Raw genomic sequence first — 16,748 nt, 5'->3', positions numbered from 1 at the left:
TTTCATAGTAAAGTTTTGAAAAAAAAGCCGTTTATTTAAACGGCCTTATATTTTAAGGAAAAATTTCAGCTTGCATATAAAGCTTCCCATACCCTGAAACTTCAATACGTTCCTGATTCAGGACATTGCAATACAAAACGCCTCCACGGCTAGAAGCCTGATAAGCAATAATATTATTTTTATCGAGTTTCTCTGCCCATAATGGCGCTATTGCCGTATGAATTGAACCCGTAACCGGATCTTCCTCAATGCCCGCGACAGGTGCAAAATAACGCGATACACAATCATATTGTTGATCGGCTTTTGAGGTGATTGCAACATCCATCCCTGCAGTAGTAATCGCAGTCCGTTTACCTAAGGCTTTAAGTAAGTTCATGTCAGGTTGCTCATCTAATACGTCCTGCACTGATTCATACTCAACAATGTAGGCTTGAACATTTTGATAAACCGCTTTAAAAGGCTTTGTTAATGCTTGACGTAAAATAGCTGGATAATCTTCAACTTGATGAGCTTTGCGAATTGGAAAATCCATTCTGATTTTGCCATCTTCATCTTGGTGAACCACAAAAAGGCCCAAATTTCGTACATGGAAATTAATTGTCTTTTTCTCGGTAAAATCTTTAAATAATACAAAAGCACTGGCAAGTGTTGCATGCCCACAGAAATCAACTTCAACTGTTGGAGTGAACCAACGGATTTCATAGTTTTCAGAGTCTATAATTTTTACAAAAGCAGTTTCAGACAAATTATTCTCAAGTGCTATCTTCTGCATTAAATCTACATCTAACCACTCTTTTTCAACAACGACAGCGGCCGGATTTCCACGAAATAACTGTTTTGTAAAAGCATCAACTTGATACATTTTCATGATAGTGCTCTCTTTTGTAATAGGCCTATTTTCGAAAATTATTTAAAAGAAAAACAGATACAGTTTTTTAAAATTAACATCACAGTGGCAATTTATGCCTATAAAAAAACGACTCATCCAGAGTGGATGAGCCGTTTAGTATCAATTGTTAATGATGTTGAGTTAACTCAATTTCATCTTCACTGTTTAATATTTCTTTATCAGTTTGACCCATCAATTGGCTCGTAACAACACCAGCAGTCATCGAACCATTTACGTTTAACGCAGTACGTCCCATATCAATGAGTGGCTCGATTGAAATAAGAAGTGCAACCAACGTTACAGGTAAACCCATTGCAGGAAGAACAATCAGTGCAGCAAAAGTCGCACCACCACCTACTCCGGCAACTCCAATTGAACTTAAGGTCACAATACCGACTAACGATGCAATCCACATTGGGTCTAAGGTGTTAATACCCATAGTTGGTGCAACCATCACTGCCAACATTGCAGGATACAAACCCGCACAGCCATTTTGACCAATGGTGGCACCAAAAGAAGCAGAGAAACTTGCAATTGATTCAGGCACACCCAAACGACGAGTTTGCGTCTCAATGCTCAGTGGAATACTTGCTGCACTTGAACGACTAGTAAATGCGAACGTTAAAACTGGAGCAACTTTCTTAAAGAATTTAAGAGGAGAAACACCTGTAAGCGTCAAAATAATGGCATGTACGATAAACATAATCGCCAAGCCTAAATAAGACGCCACCAAGAAACCGCCTAGATTTAAGATATCTGCGACATTTGAACTAGCCACAACTTTGGTCATAAGTGCAAATACACCATACGGCGTAAGTGTCATCACGAGACGAACGAGCTTCATTACCCATGACTGCAACGTCTGAATCGCCGTAAGAATACGTTGACCTTTTTCTGCGTCGTCCTTCATTAGGTTAAGCGCTGCTATACCTAAAAAGACGGCGAAAATAACCACGCTAATAATTGAAGTTGGGTTTGCACCAGTTAATTCAGCAAATGGGTTACTTGGAATAAAGGAGAGAATAAACTGCGGTACACTTAAATCGGTAACTTTACCTACATAATCTGTATTAATCGCAGTTAAACGTGCAGTTTCAGCAGCACCTTGCACCAAACCTTTTGCCGTTAAGCCAAACAGATTGGTAACAAATACCCCTACCAGTGCAGCAATCAGCGTTGTAAAGAGTAAAGTACCGATCGTATAAAAACTGATTTTGCCTAAAGAAGATGCTTGGTGTAATTTTGCCACCGCTCCCAAAATAGACACAAATACCAAAGGCATCACGACCATTTGTAAAAGTTTTACATAGCCGTTTCCAACGATATTAAACCAGCTAATAGATTCAGCAAGAATCGGATGGCCACCGCCATAAATCAAATGTAGTCCTAAACCAAACACCACACCTAGAACTAAGCCAGCCAGAACTTTTTTAGATAAGCTCCAGTCCGTTTTACGTGTTTGGGCGAGTAAAAATATTAACCCGACAAAAACCACAATATTGATGATTAAGGGTATATTCATTCCCAAACTCCAAATTATTGCTTGTGTCATCTTTCAAGGGGGGATATTTGACCATAGCCAGCCTATATAAACTACCCTTTTCCACAATTTTATAGCATCAAGATGATTACAAACCTCTGTGAGAATATAAAATGACTTTTTCATACATATATATCACTTTTAATTTATAAATTAAGTTGGATATTTACGTATGAAAATCAATCACAACCTAAGCAACCTTTAATTCAAATTGTTGCTCAATAAAATGAATAAACTGCTTTAAATTGGTTCCCCATGTTTCAGGAGACTGGGCAATCAAGTAGGTAGTAAAATGAGCCGATTCAGTATTAAGTTCAAAACAACTTAATGACACTTTCTCGACTACTTTGTTTAGATATGACTTTGGCAATAAAGCAAAACCAACGCCTAATTCCACACAGCTTACAATCCCGTCCAGACTGCCCATTTCCATAATTTGTGAAGGCGGAACACTGTGATCATTTAAAAATAACTCGATTGCATGACGATAAGAACAACCTTGTCGAAACGCAATAAATCGGGTCTTTGCAAGCTTGGCAACATCTGGAAAGTGAGTTTGCTGTTTCGGACAAACCAAAACCAATTGTTCTTTCCAAACAGGTAAACTATACAACTCTGGAATTAAATATTTAGAAGCAACAAAAGCACAATCGACCTCTCCTTGCTGCACAGCGCTTAACAAATATCGTGTCGGGTGAGTTTGCAGCTCAATCGGCAAATTCGGATATTGCTGCATACATTGATTGAGTAATTGAGGTAACCGTATGGCTGCTGTCGTTTCCATACTACCCAAACGAATGGTTTCGTTCGGGTCAATATCACCCTCTTGAAAGATTTTTTTCGCTTTATTATGTAGAGCAATCATTTGAACAGCGTAACTATGCAGCTGTTGTCCGGCATTCGTTAAGGTCACTGGGTTATTACGATTGAATAAAATAACCCCTAACTCTTCTTCAAGCTTTTTCACATGGCTCGTGATATTCGATTGAACCGTATACATTTTTTGTGCAGCCAAGGAAAAACTTCCACTCTCTGCAACAGTTAAAAAAAACTCTAGAGACTTAAGCAACATAGCGCTATCTCAAAATAAGATAATCATCATCATATTAAATCATTTTTAAAGATTTAAAAACTTGCTTTTAATAATAAAAAAAATTGAGCGTCCTCTCATGTCTACGTTTTATCGAATGAGCTTAATTGTCTTTTTGGCAACTTGTTTGGGAATTGGTGTTTTTAGATTTTCCTATACTGCGCTTATGCCCATCATCATCGAGCAATACCACTGGACTCACGATTTTGCCAGTTACTTAGGCAGCGCAAATTTATTGGGATATCTCATTGGCGCCTTATTGGCGCTATTGAGTATTAAAGAAAAGTACATCCCACCCATGATTGTCTTGTCGGCTATAGCTGGTAGCCTCAGCCTACTAGGCTGCTCATTCCTGGATATGCCTTTGGTGTGGTTCATTTTTTGGCGTACGATTTCAGGTATTGCTGGCGGCTTACTAATGATTTTGGCACCTAGCTTTGCAATGAAATACACTCCCAACACGCAAAGATTAAAAGTTAACTTTTTAGGATTTAGCGGAATTGGTGTGGGCGTTTTATCTGCCACCATTATTATTCCCCTACTTCAAAATATGCCTATTTATTATGTTTGGAATATTTTCGCGGGTCTTTCGCTATTAGGAAGCTTAACTCTTTATCGATTATTAAGTCCTAATACTGCCCAGATTATTAAACCACAATCGACCTCTTTACAAGCCTCACAAAAATCACGTTTAGGCCTTGTCATTATTATTGCCTATATGTGTAGTGCCTTTGCATATATTCCACACTCTTTGTTTTGGATGGATTATTTATCTGGAACTCTGCATTTTCCCTTACAGCAAAGAAATCTATTTTGGGTTCTCTATGGATTAGGAAGCTGTATTGGTGCACTTGTCGCTTATTGCTTAAGCAGACTAATCGGATATCTACAGGCCATTAAATGGTTATATACCATTTACAGCTTAGCCGTTGTTTTGCCGTTCCTTTCACATACCGCATCTTTACTGGCCTTATCTTCGCTTCTGACAGGCTTACTGACTCCCGCAACCGTATTTATTAGTTCTTATAGTCTGCTACAGATTTATGAGCACCGTTATCAAAAGCTTTGGAGCCTTGCCACCATTGGCTTTGCCAGTACTCAACTTTTGGGTGGTGTTGTCATTAGTACTTTGCATCATTTGCATTGGTCTTATGCCCATCTCTTTCTTTTGGGTGGAACCGTTCTTCTCTTTGCGGTTTGCCTTTTAATTTCCCAACGCCCTTCTTTCACCTCAACTTTCGGAGAAACCAAATCGTGAAAACTCTGCTCTTTCCTTTATTTCTAGTTACTTTCGTTCTTGTTATTCAAGCCCTAGACCAGAGTTATCAAAAGAAAACTGGTTTTATTAAATCTCCGAAACATCCCGAATTTATGCAATAAAAAAAGCCCTCAACCGAGGGCTTTTTAATAGAAGATTACTCACCCATATGTTTGATAATCGCATCACCAAATTCAGAACAACGTAATAAGGTTGCACCTGGCATTAGGCGCTCAAAATCGTAAGTTACGGTTTTAGCAGCAATCGCCCCAGAAATTCCTTTAATGATCAGATCAGCAGCCTCTGTCCACCCCATATCACGCAGCATCATTTCCGCAGAAAGAATAATAGAACCAGGGTTTACTTTATCCTGTCCCGCATATTTAGGTGCGGTACCATGAGTTGCTTCATATACTGCAATAGCACCACCAATATTTGCACCAGGTGCAATACCAATGCCACCTACTTCTGCTGCCAAAGCATCAGAAATATAATCACCGTTTAAATTTAGCGTGGCAATAACAGAGTAATCGGCTGGGCGCATGAGAATTTGTTGTAAAAACGCGTCTGCAATGACATCTTTGATAATGATATCTTTACCAGTTCTAGGGTTTTTAATTTTAACCCATGGACCTCCATCAATTAGCTCTCCACCGAAACGATCAAGAGCCAATTCATAGCCCCATTCTTTAAATGCGCCTTCGGTATACTTCATGATATTACCCTTGTGAACCAGCGTCACAGAAGGCTTATCATTTTCGATTGCAAACTGAATGGCTTTACGGACTAAACGCTGTGTTCCTTCTTTTGAAACAGGTTTAATTCCAATACCACATCCTTCAGGGAAACGGATTTTTGTGACACCCATTTCTTCTTGAAGGAACTTAATGACTTTTTTGGCTTCTTCAGAATCGGCTTTCCACTCAATACCTGCATAGATATCTTCCGAGTTCTCACGAAAGATCACCATATCAGTTAATTCGGGGTGTTGAACCGGTGAAGGAACGCCTTCAAACCAACGTACTGGTCGTACGCAAACATATAGATCTAATTCTTGGCGCAAAGCAACGTTGAGTGAACGAATGCCTCCACCTACTGGTGTGGTTAAAGGACCTTTGATGGATACAACAAACTCGCGGAGTGCTTCGAAAGTTTCTTCGGGCATATAGTTGCCATAAATTTTATTGGCTTTTTCGCCGCAATACACTTCCATCCATTCGATTGAGCGTTTGCCACCGTATGCTTTTAAAATAGCTGCGTCTACGACTGCTTTCATTGTTGGTGTAATATCCACACCAATACCATCACCCTCAATGAAAGGAATAATTGGATGATTTGGTACGTTCAGTGATAGGTCTGCATTTACTTTGATTTTGTCGCCATCGGCAGGAACCACGATCTTCTGATAACCCATTGTGTAGATTCTCCCTTTTATAATACTTAATTAACTAAAAATAATTATCGATAAACAATACTTTCAACTTTTATTAACGCATAATAGCTTAATCGAATTTAATTCTTTTTGAGATTTATGTGGGAAATAAGCAAATTTCGCACTTAAATATAGCTCAATGTTTTCTCTAGTTATTTGAAAGAAGAAGCCATTTTTTATGAAAATTGTGATTCTCAACAAGCCATATGACGTTCTCTCCCAGTTTCGTAAAGACGAAGCGCACATGACCGTCTCTGACTTTGTTGATGACCCGACTTTGCGCTTGGCAGGCCGTCTTGATATGGACTCTGAGGGTTTAGTTTTTTTAACCGATCATGGTGGTCTGAATCAGTTCATTACCAACCCTGCAAATAAAAAATACAAAACGTATTTAGTTCAAGTTGATGGCGATGTAACCGAAGAAGCGCTTGAGCAACTTCGTAAAGGTGTAGAACTGAATGATGGTATGACGCTTCCTGCAAAAGCCATTAAAGTAAGTGAACCTGAATGGTTATGGGAACGCAATCCACCCGTACGTTACCGTGCAAATATTCCAACATCTTGGATTGAGATTTCAATTTGTGAAGGCCGTAACCGCCAAGTTCGTCGTATGACTTCTGCGGTAGGTTTTCCAACTTTACGTTTAATTCGTACTAAAATTGGCTCAATTGACTTAGTTCAACTTGGCTTAAGACCGGGTGATGTAAAAGAAATTGAACCATTACTCTACCCTGACTTTAAAGATGTACCAGCTGAACAGCCTTATCGCTCGCGTTCATACGTGAAAAAGCCAGGCGGTACGGGTGGCAAACCAATGGTTCGCAAGAACAAAGATGGTTCTGCGAAAAAGTCTGGTACAAAACGTATTTGGCAAATGGATGAAAGCGAGAAACCACGTCGTAAGACCAATGGTACAACTCGCCCAAATACCAAAGCACCACGTGGTCGTGGCCGCAATGGTCGATAAGATTTAATCTTTTAAAAGCTCACATCAGTGGGCTTTTTTAATATCTTTTTTTAAGAAATAAAAAACCGGTGCATATGCACCGGCTCTTAAGCTATTTACTAACGAGTGAGTAATTAAGCCTTAACTGTTGCAAGAGCTGCATTAAATGTAGCACTTGGACGCATTACAGCATTTACTTTAGTTGGGTCAATTGCGTAGTAACCACCGATGTCCGCTGGTTTACCTTGTACTTGAGCAAGTTCAGCAACAATCTTCTCTTCATTTTCAGCTAAAGCTTTAGCAAGAGGAGCAAATTTAGCTTTCAACTCAGCATCTTCGTTCTGAGCAGCAAGTGCTTCAGCCCAGTAAAGTGACAAGTAGAAGTGGCTGCCACGGTTGTCGATTTCACCAGTACGACGTGATGGAGACTTGTCATTGTCAAGCAATTTACCAGTCGCTTCATCAAGTGTCTTCGCAAGTAACTTAGCACGAGCATTATTTTCTTTAATGCCCATCTCTTCTAAAGATACTGCAAGCGCAAGGAACTCACCAAGTGAATCCCAACGTAAGTGGTTTTCTTCAACAAGTTGTTGTACGTGTTTTGGCGCTGAACCACCTGCACCAGTTTCGTACATACCACCACCCGCCATTAGCGGAACGATAGACAACATTTTTGCAGAAGTACCAAGTTCCATAATTGGGAACAAGTCAGTTAAGTAGTCACGTAAGATGTTACCAGTCACAGAAATCGTGTCTAGGCCACGTACTACGCGCTCAAGTGTGTAACGCATTGCACGTACTTGAGACATGATTTGGATATCAAGACCAGTCGTATCATGATCTTTTAAGTACTTTTGTACTTTCTTGATCAATTCGTTTTCGTGTGGACGGTACGGGTCAAGCCAGAAGATTGCAGGCATGCCTGAGTTACGTGCACGAGTTACTGCAAGTTTAACCCAGTCACGAATCGGAGCATCTTTAACCTGACACATACGCCAGATATCGCCTTCTTCCACATTTTGAGTCAATAACACTTCACCAGTGTCAAGATCGGTAATGTTTGCAATACCAGCTTCTGAAATCTCAAAAGTCTTATCGTGAGAACCGTATTCTTCAGCTTTTTGAGCCATCAAACCAACGTTTGGTACTGTACCCATAGTCTTTGGATCGAAGTTACCATGCCACTTACAGAAGTTGATCATTTCTTGGTAAATACGGGCAAATGTTGATTCTGGCATAACAGCTTTAGCATCATACTGCTTACCATCAGCACCCCACATTTTACCACCAGCACGGATCATTGCTGGCATAGAAGCATCAACGATGATGTCGTTTGGAGAGTGGAAGTTTGTGATGCCTTTTGCCGAGTCAACCATTGCAAGTGCAGGACGGTGTTCTTGACAAGCATGTAAGTCTTCAATGATTTCTTCACGCAACGAAGTTGGAAGAGTTTCGATTTTCTCGTATAACCCAGCCATACCGTTATTTACGTTAATACCTAACTCGTCAAATAACTTACCGTGTTTTTCGAAAGCTTCTTTGTAATAGATTTTCACACAGTGACCGAAAACGATCGGGTGTGAAACTTTCATCATTGTCGCTTTTACGTGTAAAGAGAATAAAATTCCCGCTTCTTTACAATCGTCAAGTTCTTTTTCATAGAAATCACAAAGTGCTTTCTTGCTCATGAACATTGAATCAATGATTTCACCTTCTTGAAGCGCAACTTTTGGCTTAAGAACAATGCTCTTACCACTATTCGTGATAAGTTCCATTTTCACATTACGTGCGCGATCAAGTGTCATTGATTTTTCACCATGGTAGAAGTCACCTTCTTCCATATGTGAAACGTGAGTTTGTGACCACTGTTTCCACTCGCTCATTGAATGAGGGTGTTTTTTCGCATAGTTTTTAACTGCTGCTGGAGCACGGCGGTCAGAGTTACCTTCACGAAGGACAGGGTTTACTGCTGAACCAAGGCACTTACCATAACGAGCTTTGATTGATTTTTCTTCTTCAGTCGTTGGATTTTCCGGATAATCAGGAATTGCGTAACCTTTTGATTGAAGCTCTTTGATACATGCAGTTAATTGCGCAACAGACGCACTAATGTTCGGGAGTTTGATAATGTTTGTATCTGGATCTTGTGTAAGACGACCTAGCTCTGCAAGGTTGTCGGATACCTTTTGCTCTTCACTTAGGTAATCAGCGAATTCTGCGAGCACACGTGCAGCTACAGAGATGTCACTTTTAATAATCTCGATGCCAGCTGGCTTGGTAAAGGTCTCAATGATCGGCAGTAGCGAATAGGTCGCCAATAATGGCGCCTCATCAGTCAGTGTGTAAATAATAGTTGACTTTTCACCAGCCATATATAGCCCCTTCCGTTTGATTGAGTGTTGAGGACCGAGCTTGTGGCCCAGTGCCTACGAACCGATATGCTTAAATAAAACCCTGAGAGTATCGGCTCTCATTGTCTTCCAGTCAACGAAATATCCAGTGATAACGACATTTCGCAGCGAAATAATACATAATTTAAATCTATTGATAATATTCCTATACCCAACTTTAAGTAATACATCATTCATCATTACTTTTTTATGGACTGAATATGATTAAATTACATGAGATATCTTTCAGAGTTCTGACAATTATTATACTTTTCATTCAAAACAAACTCAAAGATAAAACGAATCTCATCGTTTAGTAGCACTTAAAAATAAAAAACCGATGTAGAAAACATCGGTTTTTTATAAACTATTTAACTGTTATTTAAGCTTTTAACCATTTTTCAGTTTTAGCCTGATCTTCAATAATAAGTTCAACTTCAGTTAAATCAGATGTAGCACACTCAACTTCAAAAGATAGTAACTCATCGCGACGGAAAGCAAACAAGGTATAAATACCGCCCTGCTTTGCATACTTCTCAACAAGTTTAGTGGTCGCTTTTAAACCATCAATTGCAATAATTACATCATTGGCAGAAATACCTGCTTTCGCTGCTGCGCTATCACGGCGAGCACTTTGCACGAGTACGCCTTCTGGCTTATCAACAAGTTTCAAACCAAGTGGCAAAGATTTGTCAGTTTTAACTCTATAACTTAAGCCAAACTCAGGGAACAGTTGATCAAGTGGCAATTCATCAGTGGTATTAATCAAATGATTAATTTGTTCAATCCAGCTATCACCCGTCAGTTCTTTACATAAATCAAAAATGGTTCTTTCGTTTACTTGCACACCATTTTGAGTGTTTTCATATAACCGACGCATTAAAGCATCGAGACTAGAACCACGTAGGCGTAAACCTAAATCTAGACATAACGCAACTAACGAACCTTTATTGTAGTAACTGGTGCCTGCATTATTCGAGTTTTCATCTTGACGATAAAATTTAATCCATGCGTCAAAACTTGATTCAGCAACTGTTTGAACAAAACGGCCCGGGTTTTGCAAATAACGGTCAATTTGTGCTTTGAGTAAATCAAGATAAGACTTCTGAGAAATTACGCCACTACGTAATAAAATCAGGTCATCGTAATATGAAGTAAAGCCTTCAAATATCCAAAGTAAAGAAGTATAGCCTTCTTGATGCAAATTATAGTTTGCAAAGTTTTCTGGGCGGATAAACTTGACTAACCATGAATGAAAATATTCATGACTACATAAGCCTAAAAAGCGTTGATAATCTTTAGAAGGTTCAGTTGGTTCATTCGATTTTGGCAAATCATCACGCGGTGTAATCAAGCTTGTGCTATTGCAATGCTCTAATCCGCCATAACTATTACCTGTTGCCATGGTCATAAAGGTATAGTTTTTAAATGGTGCCGAACCGAACATATTTATTTCAGCTGCACAAATCTTTTCAATATCGGCTTTTAGGCGATCAATATTGGTATTGTGCGAGCCAGAAATTACGAACTCATGTTCAATGCCGTTCGTCTCAAAACTAAAGCGTGTTTGATCAGCCAATTCAAATGGACTATCAATAAGTTGATCGTAATGATCTGCTTTTAAAGTAAATCGACCTTTAACTAAGCTTTTTGAAGCTAAGCCTGTTGCTAACTGAAAATGCTTTAATTCATCTGGCAAGAAAACTTCGACTTCACAAGCGGACTGCTCCTGCCCCTCTAAAGCCAAACATACACACGCAGGATTAATATATAGACGAGTCTGGTCTACATACGCACCACGGACAGACAAATCATATGCATATACATCATATTCAATCGTCATTAATTCATGATCTGTATTAAATAAACGCCAGCGATTCTTGCTCGTTTTTTTAATGTCCAGCAGACGTCCAGCTTCATCATAAGCTTTAACGGATTCAATATGTTTTGAGAACTCTCGAATTAGATAACTACCCGGAATCCACGTTGGTAGCCAAAGTTCCTGATTCGGGTTGGCTAAAAAACGAATTGTCACGTGAACAAGGTGCTGTTTGTAATCATCGAACTCAATTTGATAATGCAACATAAATTCTTCAATTTAAAATAAGAACGGCTTCACATTAGATTATCACTTTTTTGTATCGTCTTGCGTAGATGTATTTTTTGGCAACAATTCCCACTAGCCTTCCATGAAAAAAAGGCATAGCATGCTGTGCATCTGTGTCCCGTATTTGCCAGTGAAGTTAAGGTCATCCGTGAAATTTTTTCTATCTCTTTTTACCCTCTTTAGTATTTTTTGTACTACCGTAACCAATGCTGCATTACTCAATATTGCACCTGAAAGTGTTGAAGCTGCTGCATGGACTATTGTAGATACTCAATCGGGTCAAATCATTGCTGAGCATAATAGCCATGTTCAACGTGCACCAGCATCTTTAACCAAAATGATGGTTGCATACATTGCCCTAAAAGAGATTAAAGCTGGAAAACTGAAAAAAGAAGAAATCATTACTGCAACTCCAGTGGTTAGTGTTGTGCAGTGGGATGAATCACAAATGTATCTTAAAGCTGGTGAACAAATTTCAGTTGATCAGTTATTGGCAGGTCTAATCGTGATGTCTGCTAATGATGCAGCCGTGACTTTAGCTGAAAAAATCTCTGGTGATGTTCCGCGTTTCGTGCAACGTATGAATCAGGAAGCTCAAGCTTTGGGTATGAAAGATACTCATTTTAGTAATCCTGCCGGAATTACGATGCCTGACCATTTCACTACAGCACACGACCTTAGCTTATTAAGTCAGGCATTAATTAAACAAACCCCTGAATATTTACATTATTCAAAAATGCCAAGCTTTAGCTATAACCAACGCTTCCATCATGCGACAAACCTTGCTTTAAAATATGACCCATATGTAGATGGCCTAAAAACGGGATATACCAAAGCAGCGGGTTATAATTTGGCACTCACAGCTTCACGTCCTTCATTCTCATCTGACTTAACTCAAAGACGTTTATTAGTCATTGTTTTAGGTACGCCGAGTGCTGTAAAACGCGCTGAGATCGCAGATAAATTAATGAATCTTGCTTATACCTATACACGTGATGAAGTGATTATTCCTGAGCAGAAATTAATTGCTGAACTACCTGTTGTAAAGTCGACTTTAAAAATGTTTAAGGTTGAAACAAAGCAACCAACAATTGTAACGACATCTTTATATGCAGACCCAGCACCAATTGACTTAAATACTTTTGATAATGCAACTCAACGCGTTCAAGTACTTGATAGTAATCAACAACTCAAGGTGATTGCTCCACTTGAAACGACTCAAACACATGTAAACATTGAGCTCAATGAAAAACAATTAACTGCGCCATTAATGAAAGTCGTAAGTTTGGCAACAGTATCGATTTATCAAAATAATCAACTGATCCGTAGTCTTCAAATCGAAGATAACGTACATATTGAAGAAGCCAATATTTTCCAAAAAATCGCAATGTGGTTTTCTAGCCTCTTCTCTATTTTTTCGTCAAGTGAACATAGTGCTGCTAAACTCTACCCAGTAGATTCGCACTAAAAACATCAAATTGTGCACAGACGCACAATAATTTTTATAAATAAAAGATGGCATAATTTAGCCATCTTTTTTTATAGAAAAATAATTAGGTGAAAAAATGACCCAAAATTTACATCATATTGTAATTGTTGGTGGTGGTGCTGGCGGCTTAGAACTGGCAACACAACTCGGTGAAACTTTTGGGAAAAATCGTAAAGCAAAGATTACATTGGTTGACCAAAATCTTACCCATATTTGGAAACCATTGCTTCATGAAATTGCTGCTGGCTCTTTAAATCCACACGAAGAACAAACTAACTATTTTGCGCACTCAGAAAAACATCATTACGAATTTGTACTCGGAACATTAGTTGGGGTTAATAAAGATAAAAAATTAATTGAACTAATGCCCCCTCAAGTGTCTAAGGATCAACAGAATCATTCGCAAGAGCTAAGTTATGACACACTTATTTTAGCGCTTGGTTCAGTATCAAATGACTTTAATACCACGGGAGTGCGTGAAAACTGCCATTTCCTTGATAGCAGAAAGCAAGCCGATATTTTCCAGCAAGATTTATTACATCTTTATATTGAAGCTCAGAATCAACCTAATCAGCGAACTTTAAATATTGGAATTGTTGGTGCAGGAGCAACAGGTGTGGAACTGGCAGCTGAGTTAATTGAAACAACTAAAAACTTTTATCGATATGGTTTAAAGAAGATTCATCCAAACCAAGTCAAAATTACACTAATTGAAGCTTCTGAGCGTATTTTACCTGCTCTAAGCGATAAAACTGCTGAACACAGTGCAGGACAACTTAAAAAAATGGGTGTTGAAATTTTAACTCAACATCGTGTTGAAAAAATTGATAAGCATTGCATCTACTTTAGTAATGGTAATCAACTCAAAAGTGATATTACCGTGTGGGCCGCAGGTGTAAAAGCACCAAAAGTATTAGAAAGTTTTACCGATTTTAAACGCGATAACATTAACCGCCTAATGGTCTATGCAACCTTGCAAACCTATTCTGATCCAAATGTATTTGCGTTTGGTGACTGTGCTCATTGCCAACTTGATGCAAGACATCCTCCACTTGGCCCCCGTGCTCAAGTTGCAAGCCAACAGGCCAGCTTTTTAGTCGATGCTATGGCTGCTCGACTAAATGGCCGATCACAGCCGATGTTTACATTTAACGACAAAGGTTCTCTCGTGTCTTTAAGTCGTCATAAAGCCGTTGGAGAATTACTTGGAGATGTCAGCGTACAAGGCTATATTGCGAAAACAATGTATGTGTCTTTATATCGTTTACATCAAGCAACGATTCACGGATATACTCAGGCTGGACTACTCACAATGAAAGATTTACTTACAAGACGTGTACGTCCAAAAATTAAGCTGTATTAAGTTGAATTTTTTAAGTTCGTCCCTATTTATATAAAAACGCATCAGAAAAAGTGCCAAAGATTAAGATTTTGTAGTCTACAAAATTTATTTTTCACTTTATGATGTACGCTTCAATTGATTGAATGGATCAAAAACATGACTGCTATTGCAAATAACCACGTGGTTTCATTCCACTACAAATTAACAAACGCTGAGGGTGAAACACTTGATCAATCTCAAGGTGAACCACTTGCCTATTTGCACGGTGCAGGCAATATCATTCCTGGTTTAGAAAATGCATTAACAGGTAAAACTGTTGGTGAAAAATTCACTGTTAACGTTCCAGCTGCTGAAGGTTATGGCGAATACAACCCAGACCTAGTACAAGAAGTTCCAGCTCAAATGTTCCAAGGTGTTGAGAACATTCAACCTGGTATGCAATTCCAAGCTCAAACAGATGACGGCGTACAGATCGTTACTGTTAAAGCGGTTGAAGGCGACAACGTTGTTGTTGATGCTAACTTCCCACTTGCTGGTCAAGATTTAACTTTTGAAGTTGAAATCGTAGAAATCCGTGATGCTTCTCAAGAAGAATTAGATCACGGTCACGTACACGGTGCTGGTGGTCATCACCACTAATTCATCTTTAAAGATGATAAGAGCAAAGCTTCGGCTTTGCTTTTTTTATGTATTTATTTTTATATAATATTTTGATAATAATTCTTTAACTCACTTCACTCTAAAAGGGCCAATTTTCATGTCAAACGTAAATCAGCTAATTTGGTTTCGTCAAGATTTGAGAGTTCGAGACCATGCTGCTTTATGGCATGCCTCTCAACAAGGGCCTTGTATTGGGTTAATTATTTTATCGCCTGAACAATGGAAAATGCATCATGATGCACCTATAAAAATTAATTTCTATCTACGTCAACTTCAACAACTCAAAAAAGAACTAGAACAACTTAATATTCCCCTTATTATCCAAGTCATTCCTTACTGGAAAGATATCGCTGATTATATTGGTGAACTTAGCACTCAACTTAATATTGAAAATGTCTATTCAAATATAGAGATCGGCGTTAATGAATTAAAAAGAGATAAAACTGTACAAGATTTTTTAAATCAACAAGGCAAAGAACTTTTTTTATTTCATGACCGTACGATTTTTCCTTTACGCTCTATTCGCAACCAGTCACAGCAGCCCTATCAGGTTTTCGGTGCATTCAAAAAAGCATGTTATTCAAAATTAGATATCAGTGGGTTACCTCAATGCTATCCGATTCCAGAAAAGCAAAAAGGCTACCCCACTTCTTTTTCAAAAAGAACCAGCTTAACTTTAGAAGATATCAAAGCTTTGTTTGAGCCTTCTGTTTCTAAAGATCAAGAAGATCTATGGCCAGCTGGAGAAACGTTTGCTCTAGAGCAGCTCGACGTATTTATTAAAGATCATTTATCTGCCTATAAATTAGAACGTGACTTTCCCAATGTAAAAGGAACTAGCCAGCTTTCTCCCTATTTAAACCTTGGAATTTTATCTATCCGTCAGTGTTTACAGGCCCTTTTTAGAGCTGAACATGGTAACTTTCATTTGACGAATGAAGGCCAGCAGACTTGGTTAGATGAACTGCTTTGGCGAGAATTTTATCAACATATTTTATTCGATTTCCCGCATGTTTCTAAACACGTTCCATTTAAAAAGGGTACTCAGAAAATCAAGTGGAATCATAATCCAGAGCACCTCACCGCATGGCAAACGGGCCATACAGGTATACCAATTATTGATGCTGGAATGCGTCAACTTCTAAAAACTGGCTGGATGCATAATCGTGTACGCATGATTACAGCCATGTTTTTATGTAAAAACTTGCTCATCGATTGGCGAGTAGGTGAACAATGGTTTATGGAGCATTTAATCGATGGGGATTTAGCAGCAAATAATGGGGGTTGGCAATGGTGTGCTTCTACTGGAACTGATGCTGTACCTTACTTTAGAATTTTTAACCCTATTGCTCAATCAAAGAAATTTGATCCAAATGGAGATTATATTCGTCAATGGGTTGAAGAATTAGCTCATCTAGACAATAAAACCATTCATGAGCCCTACTCGACTAAAACGAATATTCAGTTAAATTATCCAAAACCAATTGTAGATTTAAAGGAAACTCGTCTTAAAGCAATTGAAACTTTCAAGAGTATTTAGATAAGAGTTGCGTCTTATCTGTTTATTTTTAATTAAAAAATAAGAACAATATTTGACTAAATAGT

Annotated in this window: 13 protein-coding genes; 7 read left to right on the top strand and 6 right to left on the bottom strand. The window is 38.6% G+C overall.

Going from position 1 to position 16,748, the window contains the following annotated elements; genetic code table 11:
- Positions 1–52: 52 nt before the first annotated feature.
- The 3 genes from JGE69_RS06275 to JGE69_RS06265 all read right to left on the bottom strand — a co-directional run bounded on the left by JGE69_RS06275 (position 53) and on the right by JGE69_RS06265 (position 3,501).
- Positions 53–868, bottom strand: a complete 816-nt coding sequence (locus tag JGE69_RS06275; protein WP_057070287.1) for a PhzF family phenazine biosynthesis protein — start codon at positions 866–868, stop codon at positions 53–55.
- Between the two features lie 148 nt (positions 869–1,016).
- The gene (locus tag JGE69_RS06270; RefSeq protein ID WP_057070288.1) at positions 1,017–2,411 is read right to left on the bottom strand and encodes an L-cystine transporter; all 1,395 of its coding nucleotides are present in this window, start codon (positions 2,409–2,411) and stop codon (positions 1,017–1,019) included.
- Positions 2,412–2,619: 208 nt separating this feature from the next.
- Positions 2,620–3,501 (bottom strand): LysR family transcriptional regulator, encoded by an 882-nt coding sequence (locus JGE69_RS06265; protein ID WP_199113083.1) that lies wholly within the window; start codon positions 3,499–3,501, stop codon positions 2,620–2,622.
- 97 nt (positions 3,502–3,598) lie between these two features.
- Here JGE69_RS06265 and JGE69_RS06260 point away from each other — a divergent pair, with 97 nt between their 5' ends.
- On the top strand, positions 3,599–4,777 hold the full coding sequence (locus JGE69_RS06260; RefSeq protein ID WP_199113085.1) for a YbfB/YjiJ family MFS transporter: 1,179 nt from the start codon (positions 3,599–3,601) through the stop codon (positions 4,775–4,777).
- A complete protein-coding gene (locus JGE69_RS06255) occupies positions 4,774–4,899 on the top strand; it encodes a hypothetical protein (protein WP_199113087.1) in 126 nt (41 codons plus the stop codon). Before JGE69_RS06260 ends, JGE69_RS06255 begins: the two co-directional genes overlap by 4 nt.
- A gap of 35 nt (positions 4,900–4,934) precedes the next feature.
- Here the strand turns inward: JGE69_RS06255 and icd are convergent, their stop codons facing one another.
- Positions 4,935–6,191, bottom strand: a complete 1,257-nt coding sequence (gene icd, locus JGE69_RS06250; RefSeq protein ID WP_005067916.1) for an NADP-dependent isocitrate dehydrogenase — start codon at positions 6,189–6,191, stop codon at positions 4,935–4,937.
- A gap of 196 nt (positions 6,192–6,387) precedes the next feature.
- Between icd and JGE69_RS06245 the strand changes: the two genes are divergently transcribed.
- A complete protein-coding gene (locus JGE69_RS06245) occupies positions 6,388–7,176 on the top strand; it encodes an rRNA large subunit pseudouridine synthase E (protein WP_005067912.1) in 789 nt (262 codons plus the stop codon).
- A 113-nt stretch (positions 7,177–7,289) separates the two neighbouring features.
- Here the strand turns inward: JGE69_RS06245 and JGE69_RS06240 are convergent, their stop codons facing one another.
- Both JGE69_RS06240 and JGE69_RS06235 read right to left on the bottom strand, forming a co-directional pair.
- Entirely contained in the window at positions 7,290–9,527 is a 2,238-nt protein-coding gene (locus tag JGE69_RS06240) for an NADP-dependent isocitrate dehydrogenase (protein ID WP_199113089.1), read from the bottom strand.
- A 400-nt stretch (positions 9,528–9,927) separates the two neighbouring features.
- A complete protein-coding gene (locus tag JGE69_RS06235) occupies positions 9,928–11,631 on the bottom strand; it encodes a M61 family metallopeptidase (protein ID WP_199113091.1) in 1,704 nt (567 codons plus the stop codon).
- A gap of 169 nt (positions 11,632–11,800) precedes the next feature.
- Here JGE69_RS06235 and JGE69_RS06230 point away from each other — a divergent pair, with 169 nt between their 5' ends.
- The 4 genes from JGE69_RS06230 to JGE69_RS06215 all read left to right on the top strand — a co-directional run bounded on the left by JGE69_RS06230 (position 11,801) and on the right by JGE69_RS06215 (position 16,683).
- A complete protein-coding gene (locus tag JGE69_RS06230) occupies positions 11,801–13,120 on the top strand; it encodes a D-alanyl-D-alanine carboxypeptidase PBP6B (protein ID WP_068528297.1) in 1,320 nt (439 codons plus the stop codon).
- A gap of 97 nt (positions 13,121–13,217) precedes the next feature.
- Positions 13,218–14,504, top strand: coding sequence for an NAD(P)/FAD-dependent oxidoreductase (locus JGE69_RS06225; RefSeq protein ID WP_199113093.1), 1,287 nt, complete (start codon positions 13,218–13,220; stop codon positions 14,502–14,504).
- A gap of 135 nt (positions 14,505–14,639) precedes the next feature.
- Positions 14,640–15,122, top strand: coding sequence for an FKBP-type peptidyl-prolyl cis-trans isomerase (locus tag JGE69_RS06220; protein WP_002118581.1), 483 nt, complete (start codon positions 14,640–14,642; stop codon positions 15,120–15,122).
- Positions 15,123–15,240: 118 nt separating this feature from the next.
- Complete coding sequence (locus JGE69_RS06215) at positions 15,241–16,683, top strand: cryptochrome/photolyase family protein (protein WP_199113095.1); 1,443 nt, start codon at positions 15,241–15,243, stop codon at positions 16,681–16,683.
- Positions 16,684–16,748 lie beyond the last annotated feature (65 nt).

The organism is Acinetobacter sp. C13, assembly GCF_016809775.1.
GTDB lineage: Bacteria > Pseudomonadota > Gammaproteobacteria > Pseudomonadales > Moraxellaceae > Acinetobacter > Acinetobacter pittii.
The sequence above is the reverse complement of the archived record's forward strand: the minus strand, read 5'-3'. Positions and strand labels throughout refer to the sequence as shown.

Excerpts from the sequence above, each read along its gene's own strand:
- JGE69_RS06225 (WP_199113093.1), top strand. The coding sequence starts at position 13,218 with ATGACCCAAAATTTACATCATATTGTAATTGTTGGTGGTGGTGCTGGC.
- icd (WP_005067916.1), bottom strand. The coding sequence starts at position 6,191 with ATGGGTTATCAGAAGATCGTGGTTCCTGCCGATGGCGACAAAATCAAA.
- JGE69_RS06220 (WP_002118581.1), top strand. The coding sequence starts at position 14,640 with ATGACTGCTATTGCAAATAACCACGTGGTTTCATTCCACTACAAATTA.
- JGE69_RS06235 (WP_199113091.1), bottom strand. The coding sequence starts at position 11,631 with ATGTTGCATTATCAAATTGAGTTCGATGATTACAAACAGCACCTTGTT.
- JGE69_RS06245 (WP_005067912.1), top strand. The coding sequence starts at position 6,388 with ATGAAAATTGTGATTCTCAACAAGCCATATGACGTTCTCTCCCAGTTT.
- JGE69_RS06270 (WP_057070288.1), bottom strand. The coding sequence starts at position 2,411 with ATGAATATACCCTTAATCATCAATATTGTGGTTTTTGTCGGGTTAATA.
- JGE69_RS06240 (WP_199113089.1), bottom strand. The coding sequence starts at position 9,527 with ATGGCTGGTGAAAAGTCAACTATTATTTACACACTGACTGATGAGGCG.
- JGE69_RS06265 (WP_199113083.1), bottom strand. The coding sequence starts at position 3,501 with ATGTTGCTTAAGTCTCTAGAGTTTTTTTTAACTGTTGCAGAGAGTGGA.
- JGE69_RS06275 (WP_057070287.1), bottom strand. The coding sequence starts at position 868 with ATGAAAATGTATCAAGTTGATGCTTTTACAAAACAGTTATTTCGTGGA.
- JGE69_RS06260 (WP_199113085.1), top strand. The coding sequence starts at position 3,599 with ATGTCTACGTTTTATCGAATGAGCTTAATTGTCTTTTTGGCAACTTGT.
- JGE69_RS06215 (WP_199113095.1), top strand. The coding sequence starts at position 15,241 with ATGTCAAACGTAAATCAGCTAATTTGGTTTCGTCAAGATTTGAGAGTT.